The following is a 17,924-nucleotide window of genomic DNA, read 5'->3' as shown; positions in this document are numbered from 1 at the left end:
AAGTCTTAGATTTTAATCAGTGCATAAGATAAGTTTTGAATCAAAAACCCTATAAGAGTGTATTTAAATTATAAACTAGATAATTATTGTGAAAAGAAAATATATTTGAACTATAGGGCTCCTATTCTAATATGAAGATTATACATTGATAAAATAATAAGGTTAAATGATTTCTAATAATTATTCTATAAATCATGGTGGCATAGTTTTAGTTTAAGGTGTAATGTAGTACTAGTTTATAAGATTTAATCTTTAACTTTAATAAGAGGTTAAGTCTATGGAGAAATTGTATAAAATTTTTTAAAAAAGTTCTTGATAGAAGTTATCGGTAGTGATATAGTATAAATACAAGGCACCCCACTGGGGGGAGGAGGTGGTGTAAGTGACTGATCAAGGAAAAAAGGCTATTCAAGCATTAAAGACTGCTAGAGGTCAAATAGATGGAATAATAAAAATGATTGAAGATGATAGATATTGTATAGATATATCAAATCAAATTATTGCAGCGGGAGCTCAAATTAAAAGAGCGAACATGATAATTTTAGAAAATCACATGAATTGTTGTGTTAAGGAAGCTTTTTTACATGAAAGCGGAGAAGAAAAGGTAAAAGAGCTTATGCAGGTATTAGAAAAACTGCTATATAAATAAAAGTATATGTTATGGGGAATCTTTTAAATAATAAGTACTTTAAAGCTTAATAAGTTAAACTTTTTATAATTAAGGACGAAAAGCTTCTTCCTTAATTACAAAAGGTAAAATTTAAAATCTAAGGAATTCAAAATAATTTAGCTATAATAAGTTAAATTATAATAATATTTATAAATCTTGCCATGACAGGGGGCATTGTACCTTGTACATTATATATTTTAAAGGAGAGAGATTTATGAAAAAGGTAATAATAGAAGGAATGAGCTGTGGTCATTGTGTAGGACATGTTAAGGAAGCTTTAACAGAAGTTGAAGGAGTAACTTCTGTAGATGTAGATCTAGCTTCTAAGACAGCTGTTATAGAGGGAGAAATCTCTGATGATAAGATAAAAGAAGTTATAGATGAAGTAGGATATGAGGTTGTATCTATAAACTAATATACTATTTTATATAATAATAAAGAAGGCTACCTAACAATAGAAGTTGATTCTATTATTAGGTAGCTCTTTTGTTTCTTTAATATTATACATCCACTCTTCCATATAAAGAGGCTATGGTATCAAACTCTTCACCATCTGTTATTTCACCATAATCATCTTCAGATATTCCAGGGTAATAATGAAGTATATATTTATCCGTATTATCCATAATATTTTGTATTACTATATACTTTTTATCCTCTACACAGTCTTCCATAGTGGCCATGACTTTATATCTATCTGTACGACCAGTTCTGTTGTTAGTAAGTTCTATAGTAAAGTTTTCATGTTTAGTCACATTATATCTTTCATGATCGCAGTAGGCTATAAATGAGCCAGGTCTGCAACCTTCACAAGATGCAAAGTTACATTGAGCAGTACAGTTTAAACAGGTGCATCTGCTACAGTTTTCTAGTTGGATTAAGTTTTCTCTATTATCACTCTTAAAGCTTTCAACTAAAGGGGTAACCTTATCACCCTTAAACATTGACATAAATCCGGAGGATTTCTTAGCTTCTGCTTCTGCACCATCTAAAACATCAATATATTTTTTTATTACAGGAAACTTTATTACATATTTTCGTTTATTTAAAACATCCTTATCTAGAAAAGGAGTTACATTATCTATGGCGTAGCTTACATCTACGAAGATTTTACCATAATGCTTTTTCTCGCTATTTATGAACTCTAAAGCTTTAGACATTACATATCACCTATTTATTTTCTTTATATTTTTCAAGCTCACTATCTATTTCAGATGTAGTAGCTGGCTTTTCACCGCCATTTTTATATTTTTCAAGTTCTGCCTCTAAATCAAGAGATTCTAAAGCTTCAAACTCTTTTTCTAAGCTATTATCTTCTCTAAGATCTGCAAGTCCTTCAGCAGTAGCCTCTTTTCTTTGAATCTTTCTTTCTATGTCATCTATATTTATTTTATTAGATGAAGTTTGAACGTTAGAAAGAATTTCATTAACTTTCTTTGAAGCTTCAGCATTGTTGTATCTAGCAGCAGCTTCATCTCTATAAGATCTAGTCTTCTCTATTTCTTCCTCAAGAGCTCTTAGATTTTTCTTTATAGCTTCAGCTTTTTCCTTAGCTTCTCCATAGCTCTTATTTAAAGATTCATATTTTTTATCAGCCTCAAGCTTTTTAGAAAGAGCTTTTTTAGCTAAATCCTCATTTCCTTTAGATAAAGCAAACTTTACCTTTGAATCAAAGTCTTCTGACTCTTTTTTTGCAACAGACATTTTCTTTTCTATTTCGTGAACATTACCAAGAATTTGTGCTGATGAAAGTTTTGCCTTACCTAAGCTCTCTTCCATATCTCTCACCTTTTGATCAAGTAACTCTATTGGATTTTCCATTTCATCTAAGCTATTATTCACCTTTGCTCTAAACATATTTGATATTCTATTAAATACTCCCATTTTTAAATCCTCCTTAAATTCTTACTATTTATATTTTCTATTTATAAATTTTTTAATAAGTTTTATTATTAGAATTAATATTATTATTGTAATGATGAATCCGAAGATTCCACCTAAGAAGCTAGAAGATCCCCTTGATGTTCTAGGACCTCCAAAGAATCCACCACCCCCACCAAATGGAATTGGTATTGGTATAAAGGATCGCTTTTCTTTTTTCTCACTACTGGATGAAGATGAACTATTGGAGCCATTATTTTCAGAAGGCTTCGAAAAGCTACCTGATTTAGTTCCGCCAGAAGATGAATCTCCACCAGAAGGGCTACTAAAAGATCCGGATTTAAAACCACCAGTAGATGATTTACTATTTGAATTAGATGACTTATTAGTAGAAGACTTACTACTGGATGAACCAGAAGAAGATTTACTACTAGAAGGCTTACTAAAGGATCCGGATTTAGAACCGCTAGTAGATGACTTACTCGAAGTTGAGGCTTTAGTTAAGGAACTAGATTTAGAACTACTAGAGCTCCTAAATCCTCCAGAGCTTTTTGCTCCTTTTGCCATAGCTACTTCAGTATTATTTATATTTATTGGAAAGAATTCATAGTCAATATAACTAGTTAAAGTGAATATAAAAATTAAGAATAGGCTAAATAAAAAGCGCTTTTTATTTTTTATCACCATCACCCCCTAAAAATATTAAATAAAAAAATTAAGTTACCCCTATAGATAAGTTATCTATGAATCAATTATATGGTATATAACACTACTTAGCAACGGCTAAAATAGGGCTAATTTAACTAAAAAACACTATAGAATCTAAAATAACTCAATAAATAGTTAAGTATCTCTTATTTACTTGAAATATTAAACGTTTTAAGTGGTATATCATACTATATAAAACAGGTTATAATATTTCGCTTCTTAAACATAATAGATATTATATATATATTCTATAGTATTCTATTAAATATATAAACATAAAAAGTGTTAATTAAGAAAAACTTAAAGAATTAAGGTAATTAAGTTGAAATTACTTAGAAGTCTTTTGTAAAATGAAAGTATAAAGTATTAAGGAGTGATATTATGACTAATGAAATGTCTATGGAAGAGCTTTTAAAAGATTATGATCTAAAAAGCTTAAGGGAAGGAGAAATAGTAAAGGGAAAGATTTTAAGCGTTACTTCAAAGGAAGTAATAGTAAATATAAATTACATGAAGGATGGAATAATTCCAAAGAGTGAATATGTATACAATGAAGAAGAGGATCTTCAAGAGGTAGCTAAGGTAGATGATGTTATAGAAGTTATGATACTTAAGATGAATGATGGAGAGGGAAACCTAATACTTTCTAAAAAGAAAGTAGATGTTATAAATTCTTGGAAGAGCTTAAGAAAAGCTTTTAAAGAGGAAGAGACTTTAAAGGTTACTCCTAAAGAGGAGGTAAAAGGAGGTCTTGTATTTTACGTAGAAGATATAAGAGGATTTATACCTGCATCTCAATGTTTTAATGAAAGAGGAAAGGATATTAAGACCCTTATAGGAAATGAAATAGAAGTTAGACTTATAGAGTTTGATGAGAAGAATAAGAAGGTTGTAGCTTCTAGAAGAATACTTCTAGAGGAAGAGAGAAAAGGTAAAGTAGAAGAACTATGGAAATCCTTAAATAAGGGAGAAAAAATAAAAGGAAAAGTAACACGTCTTGTAAACTTTGGGGCTTTTGTAGATATTGGAGGATTAGAGGGACTTGTACATTTGAGTGACTTGAGCTGGAAGAGGGTAGTAAAAGCAGAACAAGTGGTTAGTATAGGGGACCAGGTAGAAGTCTACATATTAGACTTTGATAAGGAGAAGAACAGAATATCTCTAGCTTTAAAGGATATAATAAATGATCCTTGGAATACTGCACAGGAAGAGTTAAAGGTTAATGATGTAGTAGAAGGAACTATAGTTAAGTTTATATCTGTTGGAGCTATTGTAGAAGTTAAGGATGGAATAGAAGGATTAGTTCATTTATCTGAAATAAGTGAAGAAAGAGTAGTTAAACCTTCAGATGTATTAACTTTAAATGAAAAGGTAAAGGTGAAAATCCTAGATATAAACAAGGATAATAAGAGAATATCTTTAAGCATAAAGGATGCAGTAGAAACTCCTAAAGAAGATTATTCAGAGTTTTTAGATGAAGAAAATGGTATAGCCCTTGGAGATATCTTTGGAGATAAATTAAAGGATTTATTTAAATAGAAAAAAATATTACTTAGGATAGAACGAATCTTCTTTTAGATGGTGTCTTTTCAACCATCTAAAGATTAGATGAGTTAATCTAGGGGCGTAGTAACTGTTATCTCACATCTTTTAAGAGGATGTGGGTGTTACAGTTCCTAGCCATCAGATAAATTTTTCAATAACATATATAAATTAGAGACTTTACTTAGAGTTTACATAAAACTTAGTAAAGTCTTTTTTATATTAAAGTTTTTATAAAAATTTAATATAATATTTTTAATAGATATAAATAATTTGTTATAAGTAATAAAATTTTACTTAAATCGTTTTTATTTACTAAAAAAAGTGGTAAAATATACTTGTTAGACAATAAACGACATAGGAAATTATTGTAAGTGAAGGAGGGTGTCTATGAGGGGGTTAGAGATACCTGTTTTAATTTCTATTTGGAGTTCAATTTTAATATATTTAGTATTTATATACATAAATATGATAAATAAAGACAAGGTTATTTTATTGGGTAAAAAAATAATAATTTTTAGGATACTTGCTCACCTCATAAGCATATTCATTATTTACGGGTGGGTTAAAGAGAGTTACACCCTTAATTCTATTAGAGGTGGATTTAACATAATTAGTTATAACATTCTTATATATCTAATTGATGAATTCTTTTATGGATATCTATCAAAGTGGAAGAAGTATATTTTTTACTTAATGTATATTATATTTTTTATAGCTTTAGTGTTCGAAAGTAAGTCTGAATCTTTAATAAATATAACAGTATTCATTATGGGAGCATTATTTATATATGAAGGCATAATATTAATGAGCATAGATATAAAATCTAAAATATTTAAAAATTTTATAGTTACTGTGATTCTAGTAGGAATCTATTTTATAATTTTCCCTATGTTTTCTTTAAATGAGAGATATTTACCTTTATTATATATGTTAAGTATATTCCTTCAAGTGAAATTTTTTATAGAGCTTGGGTTATTAAACTTAGAAAAGGTGTACTTAGAGATTGTAGATTTAGAACAGGAAATTAAACATAAAGAATTAAGGCTTAAAGATATAATATCAAGTCAGAGAGATATTATATTCGAGATAGATAAAAATGGAGATTTTACCTTTGTTAGTGATTCTTCCATAGAAATTTTAGGATATAATTTAGAGGATATAATATGGAATAATATACAGAGATTTATATATATAGATTTTTCAAGATATTTTTTAAGGGGAGAGGCTACATATTCTGATATTGAGGTTGTAGGGAGAACACACAAGAATGATAATATTAATCTTGAAATGAGCTTTAAGAATAAGAGAGGATATTATAATGATTTTAATGGAGCAGTAGGTTCTATAAGGGATATAACAGAAAATAAGAAAATGAAAAAGTTAATAGAAGAGGATAAATTTAAAATGGAGTTCTTTACTAATGTATCCCATGATATTAAGACTCCTTTAAATGTAATAAATAGCTCTATTCAATTACTAGAACAGGAAAATCTTAAGGAAAACAAAAGGAAGGAATATCTTGAAGTTATAAAAAATAATACTTTTAGACTTATTAAATTCTTAAATAATATTATAGATTTATCTAAAATAGATAGTGGATACTATGAGTTAAACAAGACTAAGGGAAATATAGTATATACTGTAGAGAATATTTGTGACTCATTGATTCTTTATATAACTTCTAAAAATATAGATTTTGTATTCGATACAGAAGAGGAAGAAATCATTACTACCTTTGATGAAGATGTCATAGAGAGAATAATATTAAATTTAATATCTAATTCAGTAAAGTTTACACATCGTGGTGGAAATATTATAGTTAATATAAAAAGAGAAAAAGATAAGGTTATGATAAGTGTAAAGGATAATGGAATAGGAATATGTGAAGATAAATTGTGCACAATATTTAATAGATACGTTAAAGTTCATAATAACTGTGGTCAGTATGGTAATGGAGTAGGGCTTGCCATAGTTAAGTCTTTTGTAGAGCTCCATAATGGAAGCATAAAGGTTATAAGTAAAGAAAATCAAGGAACAGAGTTTATTATAGCTTTACCTATAAATTTTAGTGACATTGAGTGTGAAGAACTTATCAGAGGTTTGGACATGGATAAAAGAAAGATAGAATTATCTGACATATAGCTATGATATGATAAGTATATAAATGCAGCTTATTTAAATTTAACCTTTAAATATACTATGATAATGCTAGAGAGATGTAATTTAAGATGCCGTGTAGTAAATTTATATAAAAGAAAAGAGTAATAGGGGGCTGTCGACTTAAGAAATCTAACCACAATATGTTGTTTTAGAATTTAAAAATCTAATACAATATGTTGTAGTTTTTATTCTTTGTGCCACAGTCCTTTTTACTTTAACCTAAAATATTAGAGAGTTTTTAGAGTGAATTCAAATTTATACTCATATTATGTATTTTAAGGAATAAAATCAATATATATGAATAATATATATATGCTAAAGTGAATTTTTATTTTTTTATATAATATAGATGTATATTATGGTATTTAGAACTAAGCTTTAAGTTATATAGGGTTTTTAGCTTGAATCTTAACTTATACATGTACTTAAATCCTTTAAAACCTTAGAGTTTAAGTAGTGAATAAGATAAGTTTTGAATCAAAAACCCTATAATGATTATTCTAAATATTGATCTTATTTTATATTATTACTATTAGAAAGTTCTTAAGGGATACTTAAATATTATTTAAGTAATGAATATTGAAAATATAAAAGATAATCAAATTTTATATTTTCATAAATTTAATTATAAGATTTATAGAAAATGTTTACATAAATTTGATGGAAGTGATATAATGAACTAGAGTTGAAGAAGATATCATGAAATTTATTATGAAACACATTAGATTATGTGTTATATTATTACTTAAATACTATATACTAGTTAAGGTTTTTCTGTTATAATAAGTTTAATTTAGAATATAAACAGAAATTTATATATATTATCATCTATTATTTAAGGAGTGAGAGGTATGGAAAATAGAGTGTTAGAAAAAGTGAGTAACCTTGAAGTTTTTAAGTATTTTGAGGATATTTCAAGAATTCCAAGGGGATCTGGAAATGAAAAAGAAATAAGTGATTACATGGTTAACTTTGCAAAGGAATTAGGGTTATTTGTCATTCAGGATGAAGCCTTAAATGTGATCATAAGAAAAGACGGAACTAAGGGATATGAAAATGCTCCAAGAGTTATATTACAAGGACATGTGGATATGGTGTGTGAAAAGAATATAGGAACAGACCATGATTTTTTAAAGGATCCATTAAAGCTTAGATCAGAGGGAGATTATATATATGCTACAGACACGACTTTAGGAGCAGATAATGGTATTGCAGTTGCTTATGCTATGGCGATTCTTGCTTCTAAGGAAATAGAGCACCCACCTCTTGAGGTATTACTTACAACTGAAGAAGAGACAGGTATGGGGGGAGCTATAGGGTTAAAGAGTGAGGATGTAGAAGGTAAAATCTTAATAAATATAGATTCAGAGGAAGAAGGCAAGCTTTTAGTAAGCTGTGCAGGAGGCCTTAGGACCCATGTTAAACTTCCTATAGAACACATAGACTCGCCATTAAATGAAGGTCTTGATTGTGTTGTAAAGGTTAGAGGATTAAAAGGTGGACACTCTGGAATGGACATAAACAAAGAAAGAGGAAATGCCAATAAAATAATGGGAAGATTCTTAAATAAATTAAATAGACGTATGGATCTTTATTTATTATCTCTAAATGGCGGAGCTAAGGATAATGCTATACCAAGAGAATGTGATGCAACTATTAAAATATATAAAAGTTCTTTAGACTTATTAAAAGAAAGAATCAGAATGTTTAATGAAATAATAAAGAATGAGTTAAGAACATCAGATAGTGGAATACATTTAGAGGTGGAAGTTTTAGATAAGTTAAGTGGAAAGTGTTTATCTAAGGCATCTACTGAAAAGGTTATAAAGCTTCTTTATTTAATGCCAAATGGAATAGAGACTATGAGTATGGATATAGAAGGTCTTGTTCAAAGCTCTACCAATGTAGGAGTTGTTAGAACCTTTGAAGATTATATAGAAATTAGTAGTGCTGTAAGAAGCTCTGTAGAGTCTTTAAAAAGAGATATAGTAGATAAAACTAAGGCTTTAGTAAGCCTTGTAGGAGCTACTATTGAAGAGGTTTCTGATTATCCAGAATGGCAATATGATAAAGACTCTAAAATAAGAGAAGTATTCGTAAAGGTATATGAAGACATGAATGGAAAGAAACCAGAGATTGCAGCACTTCATGCAGGTCTTGAATGTGGATTATTTAAGAAAAAGTTAAAAGATGTAGATATGATATCCTTTGGACCTAATCTTTATGATGTTCACACTCCAAATGAGCATATGAGCATAGGATCTGTGGAGAGATGTTTTGAGTATCTAGTAAATGTATTAAAGGAAATAAAATAAAAATAATTAAGAGTTGAGTAAAAGGGAGGACAATTTAGGGTTCTCCCTTTTAGTTTTATAGGAATAATTATGTAAATTTAATATTAGAACATATGTAGATTAATTTACAATGAGGGAGTTTTTATTTATAATATACTTTATAAGCTCTTTGAAAGGAGAAAAACTATGAATTTTTTAGATAGGCTTGAAAGAAAGTTTGGTAAGTTTGCTATAAAAAATCTTATGAGTTACATTGTAGCTGCTAATGCCCTATTATATTTTGTTATAGTATTTATGCAGAGACAGGATATATTAAATTTATTGTACTTAGACTGGGATTTAGTTATGAAAGGACAGTTTTGGAGAGTTATTACTTTTGTATTTATACCTCCACTTACATCCCCCTTCTTCCTTATATTTGCTCTTTATTTCTATTACTTAGCTGGGAGTGGATTAGAGTATCATTGGGGATCTTTTAAATTTAATTTATTCTACTTCTGTGGAGTTATAGGCATAATAATAGCAACATATTTGGTTGGTGGAATAGGAGATCCGACATTTCTAAATTTATCTTTATTTTTAGCTTTCGCTAAGGTACATCCAGATTTTGAAGTGCTATTGTTCTTCGTACTGCCTATTAAAGTAAGGTATATGGCTATATTAAACTGGATATTTATAATATATAGATTTATATTTTCAACTAATGATTATAGAATATTAATAGTTTTTTGTCTCCTAAATTATTTTATTTTCTTTGGTAAAGACGTTATATACGGCATGAAAAATAAGAAAAGAAAATATGAGTATAAGGCTAAAACTATAGAAGTTAATACTAAGAATTATGTCCATAAATGTGAGGTTTGTGGAGTAACAGAAAAAGATGATGAGGGAATGGAATTTAGATATTGTTCAAAGTGTGAGGGGTTACATGAATATTGCATGAATCATATAAATGACCACCAGCATAAGGGTGAATAAGTTCTAGAAACACATTTTAAATTAACATAATAACATCTTATTTAATAAAAAATAAATATAATTTTAATTTAATAAAATTTAAGAGATATTTGAGAAGAATTTTCTTTAATAAATAAGCTATGAGATTTATAAAGTCTAAGTATGCCCTATAGGATAGATCGGTAAGTGATTCTATTTATAGGGTATATTTTACTATTAAAAATAAATTTTATAGCTTTCTTTTAACAATAGAGACCTTTATTAAAGAATTAATAATAGAAATATTCTGTTTTTAATTTAGTACTCCTACACTTTAAGAATAAAAGTAAATATTATGTATAACTTTAAAGGAAATAGTCTTATATCCATGAATTATAAAAATACGTACATGCTAAAATTATTAAGAAATATTATGTATGATTAATAAAAAGTTAATAAAGTCACTATAAAATTAACTAAAATATATTTGTTTAAAATTACAATAAAATTAATTAGAGAAATTTAGGGGAAAATAATGAAATGTTTTACAATTTATTATAAAATAAGGAAGGAGGAGATGAGGGGATGGAGAGTTTTCTTGAAAAAATTAAGAGTAGTTTAACCTTTAAGTTAATATTTACTGCCACAATGGTACTTTTATTCTCATATAGCAACCTTATTCATACCAAGGATATTCATATATTATTAGAAGGATTTACATTGATCGTAGGGGTAAGTACTTTGATTATATGTATTAATACCTATAAAATATCTAGTAACGAGTTTTTTACGTTTTTAGGATTTGGATATGGATGTGTTGTCATATTTGATTTTTTTTACCTATTAACCTTTAGTAAAAATTCAATTATATTCACTATGGGCATGGATGCCATGCTAAGTTTTTGGACTTCTGCAAGATATCTAGAAGCATTGACTTTCGTTTATGCCTTTAAACTTATAGGAAAAAAGATTAACTATAACAAGGTATTTACAATATACTATGGGTTTCTTTTAATTGATTTATGCTTAAGTTTTAATAAAATATCTCTTTATTATATTTCAAGAAAATTTTTTAAAGTAAATCAATTAATTATATTTGTATTATTTTTAATGGGGCTAGTTTTTCTTACTAAAAATAAGAGGTTTTTTGACAAAAAAGACTTTATAATAATTAATGTTTATGTAATAACAAATATATTATGTCAAATCATATTCGTATTATCTTTAGATAAATTTAGCAATATAAATGATATACTTAACTTTATATCAACAGTGTCTATATATTATGTAATAGTAAAACATTCTCTAACAAATCCTTTTAAAAATATATTTAAGGGATTAAATGATAAGAATGACATGATGATCTCGATTAATAAAGAGCTTTGCAGTAGAAATGAAGAACTTAAAAAAGCAAAGAAAGATTTAGAGAAAAGCAGTGATAGGTATAAAAACCTTTTAAGTTGTCTTCCTAATGCAGTTATAAGAATTAAGGATGGTCATATAAATTATATTAACAAAGAAGCTTTAAATTTATTTGAAGCAACTGATTACATGGATCTTGTAGGCAAACATATACATACTATAATCCATGAAGAGTCTAAAAATCTAGTAGATAATAGAATAGATATGTTAAGCAGTAATTATGAACATCTTCCAATAGTTGAAGAGAAAATGGTTACCTTAAAAGGAAAAATTATAGATGTAGAGGTCACATCTATAAAGCATGTTTATGATAATGAGGTTTACATAATAGGAGTACTTAGGGATTTAACATATAGAAAACAAATGGAGGAGACTCAAGGAAGGCTCATGAAAAGTCTTGCAGAAGAAAGGATTAAGATTGAACTTTTTTCCAATATTTCTCATGAACTTAAAACACCTATAAATGTTATTTATAGTGCTCTTCAGCTACAAAATATATATACGGATAAGGAGGATATATATCAAATAAGAAAATACAATGGAGTAGTTAAAGTAAATTGTTTAAGACTTCTTAGAATGGTAGACAACCTTCTTGATAAAACTACTATAGAAACTAGATGTTATAAACTTATAATAAGAAATTACGACATAGTACCAGTAGTTGAAGATATAGTTATGGAGGTATCTAATTATTTGAAGCCATATAATATAGAGGTTATTTTTGATACTGATATAGAAGAGATGATAATCCCGTGTGATAAGCATATGGTAGAGCGTATAATACTGAACTTATTATCTAATGCTGTTAAATTTGATGAGAACAAGAAAGATATTAATGTAGATATTAAGGATTATAAAGATTCAATAAAAATATGTGTAAAGGATAAGGGAATAGGAATACCTATTGATAAGAGAGAGGAAATATTTAAAAATCTTAATAGGGTGGACAAGTCTTTAAGAAGAAATGTAGAAGGGACTGGAATGGGGCTTTCAATAGTTAAGGGATTTGTTGAGCTTTTAAAGGGAGATATAAATATTGTAAGTAATGAGAGCAGTTCAGGAAGCGAATTTATAGTAACTCTTTATAAAGACTCATTTATTTTAGAACATGAAGATAAAATAGCAGTTATTGAGGATAGAAATCTTAAGGAAAAAGTAGAAATAGAGTTTTCAGATATATATCTTTAAACCTAGAGAATATATAGTATTTTATTAAAAATCAATAATGAAAGCTCTAAAAATAAAATGAGTTTTAACTTATATATAAGAGTCAATAGTAAAAGTTTAATATGACTATATGGATTTTTATCAAATAAGATAGAATAAAACATATAAGGTCATTAGTACATATATTAAAAGGGCTGTTGCACTAAGAAGTTTACATACAATATATTGATTTGCAAATTTAAAATTAGCACAATATATTGTAGTATTTATTCTTAATGCCACAGCCCTTTTACATGGTTTACTCGTATCTTAGAGATTCTACAGGGTCAAGTTTTGCAGCTTTAGATGCTGGTATTATTCCAGCTAATATGGATATAAGTATTGCAAAACCTATGGTTCCAGCTATAAGCCAAAGTGGAGTTGAGAATACCTGAGGAACATCAGTTATTCCTTTAGAGTTTAAGTAAAATTTAAGTATTACCTTTATTATCCCCACATTTATAGTGCTAAATAATAATCCAAGAAGTCCACCTAAGAATCCTATAGCTCCAGATTCAGTTAAGAACAATAATTTTATATCATTTTTAGATGCTCCAAGAGCCTTCATTATACCAATAGAACGAGTTCTTTCGTATATTGCCATGGTCATAGTATTTATAACACCAAGAGCAGCAACAAATACTATTATAGCTCCAACTACTGAAAGAACACCTTGAATTACAGCGAATATAGATTTTATGCCGCTTATAAGGCTCTGAACATTAGAAGTAGCGTATCCCATTTCACCTATAGCTTTAGAGACGTCTGTTACATCAGGGATATTTTTAACATCTACATTAAGTTGATCCACGCCTTTTTCTTCAAAGTACTTATCATTAAAGTTTAGGTAGTTTAAAAAGTCTGAAGCCACATCTAAAGATACAAGGATTTTATCCTTAAGAGGAAATTTCTCATTTATAACTCCTACTATAGTTACAGTTTTGTTTAAAGGTTCAGCTTTAGGTACATTATTTATAGTGGTTTCAGAAGAGTTTCCAGGGGCTTCAGTAGTTACCACTATTCCAGAAGAATTTATGGAGTTTTCAGTTCCATTAGTAGTATTTATAGCTTTAGCCGTAGCACTTAACTTAAGCTCCTTACCTATGGCATCCTTAGGGTTTTCAATGCCTAACTTTTTAAGGTATTCAGCACCGATTATAGCAGAGTTTTTATCTTCTTTATTAAAAGTTCTACCTTCTTCTATTAGATTAAGGGAAGGATTATTCTCCTTTAACTGTACAGATTTTATTTCCCCCTTAGTCAAAATTGAATATCTTGTATCCACACCTATAAGAGATGGGTTTTTCCTAGTTTTATGTCCTACTAAGTTTATGGTGTCTATTTTTACATTAGACCTTAAAGAAACATCATTAACTTCTTTCATGTTAACAATCTTAGATACATTTTCATCACTTATTTTTGTGAATTTAGTTTTTGCGAAAGAAGGCATATCTCCCATTGTAGCAGCATCATCATCGTCATTATCAGTAGGTTTTTCTTTCTCTTCTTTAACTGAATCATCTACCTTGTTAGGGAACACAGATATTAAAGTTGCAGAGGTATTTTCATTTATAGTATCTATAATGAAATCACGAACTCCTACCCCAAGACTCACCATAAGTATAATAAGCATGGTTCCTATAGATACTGCAAAGGAGGTTAAAAAAGTCCTCATTTTTCTTCTTCTAAGGTTTCCAAAAGCTGTTTTTATATAATCAAAAAATCTCATTATTAGTTCTCCTTTATAGCACCATCTTGAATTTTGATAACTCTATCTGCATAGGATGCCTCTTCAGGATTATGAGTTACCATAACTATGGTATATCCTTGTTTCTTAAATCCAGTAAGTATATCCATTACATTCTTACCACTTTTAGAATCTAGGTTTCCAGTAGGCTCATCTGCAAGAATTATTTTAGGGTCTGTAACTAGTGCTCTTGCAATACTAACCCTTTGACGTTGTCCGCCAGATAATTCAGTAGGCTTATGTTTCCCTCTATCTGAAAGTTCCACAAGAGCTAAGGAATCCATGGCACGCTTTTTTCTTTCTTTTTCTGGTATTCCAGAAAACATAAGAGGAAGCATTACATTTTCAGTAGCTGTAAGAGTAGGCTCTAAATTAAAAGATTGAAATACAAAACCTATCTTTTTATTTCTAAATTTAGACATTGCCTTATCACTATACTTACTTATATCCTCTCCATCTATAAAAACCTCCCCTTGAGTAGGTTTATCTAGTCCACCTATTATATTCATAAGAGTAGACTTGCCAGATCCAGAAGGGCCAACAATAGCTACAAATTCTCCTTTCTCTATCTTAACTGAAACGTCATCAAGAACTTTAAGTTTTTCATTGCCCATTTTATAAACTTTAAAAACATTTTTAATATTTATCATGGTATTCCTCCTATAAGATGTGGAAATAATTAAGAACTTAAGGGGGATATCCCCTTAAGACTTAACAGATTATTTTCTTTAATTATTCCAAATATGTTAATATATAAATACTAGCATATTTAACTTAATTGAATCTTATGGTAGACTTAAAATAATCTTAAACTTTAGATTATAGGGTTTTTGATTCAAAACTTATCTTATACACTATTTAAAATCTAAGGTTTTAAATGGTCTAAGTGCATGGATAAGTTAAGATTCAAGTTAAAAACTTATCTTATTCACTACTTAAAACCCAAGGTTTTAAAGAATTTAAGTACATGTATAAGTTAAGATTTAGGCTAAAAGTCCTATATAATTTTAAATATAAAAATTAATTTACAACTGAATTTTATTGCAATTTATAGATTTTAAATGTATAAATAAAATCTGATTTAAAAATAAAAGGTTATATTGATGAAGGTTTCATCAATATAACCTTAATTATTTAAGTGATTACTTAAGTTTAAATTATAGAAAAGGATATGGTAAATTCAGAACCTTTATTTACCTCGCAATTAAGGCCGATGGTTCCATTATGCTTTTCAATTATATCCTTGGTGATGGTAAGTCCAAGACCACTTCCACCACTTTTAGAGTTTCTAGAGGAATCAACCCTTGTAAAGGGCTGGAATATATCGTGTTTAAGCTCCTTTGGTATACCCACTCCATCATCCTTTATTTTTACTAAAAACTTATTTTCATATTTATAAGCTTTAATTAATAAAGAAGTACCAGGAGGATTATATTTTAAAGAATTTGATATTATATTACTAAAGGCTCTCATTAGATGTTTTTCATCTATATCTAAATAAACAGGTTCTTCAGGAATATCAAAATCATAAACAAATTCTTTTTCTTCAAGCTCAGGTACATACTCCGCTATTAATTCCCTTAAGAATTCACAGATATCTATTTTTTTAAAGGTTAATTTAAAGTCATTACTTTGAAGTTTAGAAAAATCAAATAAATCCTGTATAAGACTATTAGCTCTAACACTATTATTATTTATTATTAAAAGATATCTATCTAATTCCTCTTTGCTTAAATCTCCTTGTTTAATAAGGAGATCTGAATATCCAAGGATGCTAGAGAGAGGGTTCTTTAAATCGTGAGATATATCTAGGATGAGTCTTCTTCTCATCTCCTCAGATTTTATATTTAATCTTTCTTGTTCTTCCACCTTTTCTGCCATGGTATTAAAGGCATCTCTAAGCTCTCCAAATTCATTATTAGATTTTAAATAAATTCTAGTGGAGTAATCGCCATTGGATACTCTTTTTACTCCTTCCATAAGAGCTCTTAAAGGTTTAATGAAGGCTTTAGAAGAAGCCTTAGAATATATTATAAAGGAAATTAAGAACACAATTAGTGATAAGCAAAGAGAAAATATCATAAAGCTATCAGGTTTAGGTTTCCTACCTCTAGTTTTTATTATGTGACTTTCCTGATCTTTAGGTACAGCTATAACCAGCAAGAAATTTTTCTCCTCATTATATTCACTTTTATAAATATAGTCAGAATCAAAATCATCATAATAGTTGCTTGAAAATATAGTACTAAAATCCCTAGTATTATATTTAGATTTATTATCTGGTTTATTTCCTTTAGAATAAATCACTTCCCCTTTATCATTTACTATATCCATATAACCGCCTTTTTCAATAAGGGTAGAGATGTCTATTTCAGTATAATCATCCTTCATATAATAAGAGGCGTCATCTACTAAATACTCGTCTTCCATATAAAGAGCCATAGCAGCTACTATAAGAATAAAGGAGGTTATCATAAGAATAAAAGTAGTTATTAAATATGATAAAATATAGTTTCTAAATAAGAGGTTTGATAGTTTACTTTTTTTATTTCTATTAAAAATAGACATTTTATCACTTCTCCAACTTATATCCAATGCCTCTTATAGTTTTTAAATACTTGGGGCTTCTTGGGTTTTCCTCAATTTTATCTCTTAAGTGACTTATATGAACCATTATGGTATTGTCATCTCCGTAATAAGTATCTTGCCAAACATTTTCATAAAGTTGTTTCTTAGTGTAGACCTTACCGGGGTTATCCATAAGTAGCTCCATTATTCTATATTCTTTAGCGTTTAATTCTAGGGCATCGTTGTTTTTATAAATAGTGCAGCTATCTTTATGTAAAACTAAATCTCCTATGGCTATTTCAGTATTAGTTTTACCATTAGTATATTTATAATATCTTCTTAATTGAGCTTGAACTCTTGCCATTAATTCTATTGGAGAAAATGGTTTTACCACATAATCATCAGCTCCAAGTCCAAGTCCAAGGATTTTATCTGTATCTTCCCCCCTAGCTGTAACAAAAATTACTGGGATTTCAGAAACTTCTCTAATGTATTTTAATACCTGAAAACCATCCATATAAGGCATCATTACATCTAGTATTGCAAGGTCAATATGATTAGCTTTAAATAGTTCTAAAGCCTCTGCCCCGTTAGAAGCACTAAGAACATTAAAGCCTTCTTTTGAAAGATGTAGTTTAACCAAATCTCTTAAATCCTGTTCATCTTCTGCTATTAAAATATTCATAAGTCATCAACTCCTTATTGTGTCTAGTGTAGTTATATACTAAATTTTCATAAACCCCTTTAGATTTATAAGCTAATACATATTATTATATTATCACATAAA

14 protein-coding genes are annotated in these 17,924 nt (G+C 28.4%); 8 read left to right on the top strand and 6 right to left on the bottom strand.

Features of this window, described 5'->3' with window-relative positions:
• Nucleotides 1–382: 382 nt before the first annotated feature.
• On the top strand, nucleotides 383–649 hold the full coding sequence (locus AB2369_RS03940; protein ID WP_367665174.1) for a metal-sensing transcriptional repressor: 267 nt from the start codon (nucleotides 383–385) through the stop codon (nucleotides 647–649).
• 235 nt (nucleotides 650–884) lie between these two features.
• On the top strand, nucleotides 885–1,085 hold the full coding sequence (locus AB2369_RS03935) for a heavy-metal-associated domain-containing protein (RefSeq protein WP_367665173.1): 201 nt from the start codon (nucleotides 885–887) through the stop codon (nucleotides 1,083–1,085).
• 85 nt (nucleotides 1,086–1,170) lie between these two features.
• Here AB2369_RS03935 and AB2369_RS03930 read toward each other — a convergent pair whose 3' ends face one another.
• Both AB2369_RS03930 and AB2369_RS03925 read right to left on the bottom strand, forming a co-directional pair.
• Nucleotides 1,171–1,830, bottom strand: a complete 660-nt coding sequence (locus tag AB2369_RS03930) for a DUF1292 domain-containing protein (RefSeq protein WP_367665172.1) — start codon at nucleotides 1,828–1,830, stop codon at nucleotides 1,171–1,173.
• 10 nt (nucleotides 1,831–1,840) lie between these two features.
• The gene (locus AB2369_RS03925) at nucleotides 1,841–2,554 is read right to left on the bottom strand and encodes a PspA/IM30 family protein (RefSeq protein WP_367665171.1); all 714 of its coding nucleotides are present in this window, start codon (nucleotides 2,552–2,554) and stop codon (nucleotides 1,841–1,843) included.
• 91 nt (nucleotides 2,555–2,645) lie between these two features.
• On the opposite strand from AB2369_RS03925, the gene AB2369_RS03920 reads away from it, so the two are divergent.
• From AB2369_RS03920 to AB2369_RS03895, 6 genes are all read left to right on the top strand, one after another.
• Nucleotides 2,646–3,161, top strand: coding sequence for a hypothetical protein (locus tag AB2369_RS03920; RefSeq protein ID WP_367665170.1), 516 nt, complete (start codon nucleotides 2,646–2,648; stop codon nucleotides 3,159–3,161).
• A gap of 479 nt (nucleotides 3,162–3,640) precedes the next feature.
• On the top strand, nucleotides 3,641–4,798 hold the full coding sequence (gene rpsA, locus AB2369_RS03915; RefSeq protein ID WP_367665169.1) for a 30S ribosomal protein S1: 1,158 nt from the start codon (nucleotides 3,641–3,643) through the stop codon (nucleotides 4,796–4,798).
• 726 nt (nucleotides 4,799–5,524) lie between these two features.
• Complete coding sequence (locus AB2369_RS03910; protein ID WP_367665168.1) at nucleotides 5,525–6,946, top strand: ATP-binding protein; 1,422 nt, start codon at nucleotides 5,525–5,527, stop codon at nucleotides 6,944–6,946.
• An 869-nt stretch (nucleotides 6,947–7,815) separates the two neighbouring features.
• Nucleotides 7,816–9,279, top strand: a complete 1,464-nt coding sequence (locus AB2369_RS03905; RefSeq protein WP_367665167.1) for an aminoacyl-histidine dipeptidase — start codon at nucleotides 7,816–7,818, stop codon at nucleotides 9,277–9,279.
• A gap of 165 nt (nucleotides 9,280–9,444) precedes the next feature.
• Nucleotides 9,445–10,236 (top strand): hypothetical protein, encoded by a 792-nt coding sequence (locus AB2369_RS03900; RefSeq protein WP_367665166.1) that lies wholly within the window; start codon nucleotides 9,445–9,447, stop codon nucleotides 10,234–10,236.
• A 543-nt stretch (nucleotides 10,237–10,779) separates the two neighbouring features.
• Nucleotides 10,780–12,804: an MASE3 domain-containing protein gene (locus AB2369_RS03895; protein WP_367665165.1), complete on the top strand. Its 2,025-nt coding sequence runs from the start codon at nucleotides 10,780–10,782 to the stop codon at nucleotides 12,802–12,804.
• A 277-nt stretch (nucleotides 12,805–13,081) separates the two neighbouring features.
• On the opposite strand, the gene AB2369_RS03890 is transcribed toward AB2369_RS03895, so the two are convergent.
• The 4 genes from AB2369_RS03890 to AB2369_RS03875 form a co-directional block, all read right to left on the bottom strand.
• Nucleotides 13,082–14,551 carry an ABC transporter permease gene (locus AB2369_RS03890; RefSeq protein WP_367665164.1) on the bottom strand — a complete coding sequence of 490 codons (1,470 nt, stop codon included), beginning with the start codon at nucleotides 14,549–14,551 and terminating at the stop codon, nucleotides 13,082–13,084.
• A 2-nt stretch (nucleotides 14,552–14,553) separates the two neighbouring features.
• A complete protein-coding gene (locus tag AB2369_RS03885) occupies nucleotides 14,554–15,219 on the bottom strand; it encodes an ABC transporter ATP-binding protein (RefSeq protein ID WP_367665163.1) in 666 nt (221 codons plus the stop codon).
• A 502-nt stretch (nucleotides 15,220–15,721) separates the two neighbouring features.
• Nucleotides 15,722–17,044: a sensor histidine kinase gene (locus tag AB2369_RS03880; RefSeq protein WP_367665162.1), complete on the bottom strand. Its 1,323-nt coding sequence runs from the start codon at nucleotides 17,042–17,044 to the stop codon at nucleotides 15,722–15,724.
• A 97-nt stretch (nucleotides 17,045–17,141) separates the two neighbouring features.
• Nucleotides 17,142–17,822 carry a response regulator transcription factor gene (locus tag AB2369_RS03875; RefSeq protein ID WP_367665161.1) on the bottom strand — a complete coding sequence of 227 codons (681 nt, stop codon included), beginning with the start codon at nucleotides 17,820–17,822 and terminating at the stop codon, nucleotides 17,142–17,144.
• Nucleotides 17,823–17,924 lie beyond the last annotated feature (102 nt).

The sequence above is a fragment of the Clostridium sp. genome (assembly GCF_040797585.1).
GTDB lineage: Bacteria > Bacillota > Clostridia > Clostridiales > Clostridiaceae > Clostridium_Z.
This window is presented reverse-complemented; position numbering and strand designations above follow the sequence as displayed.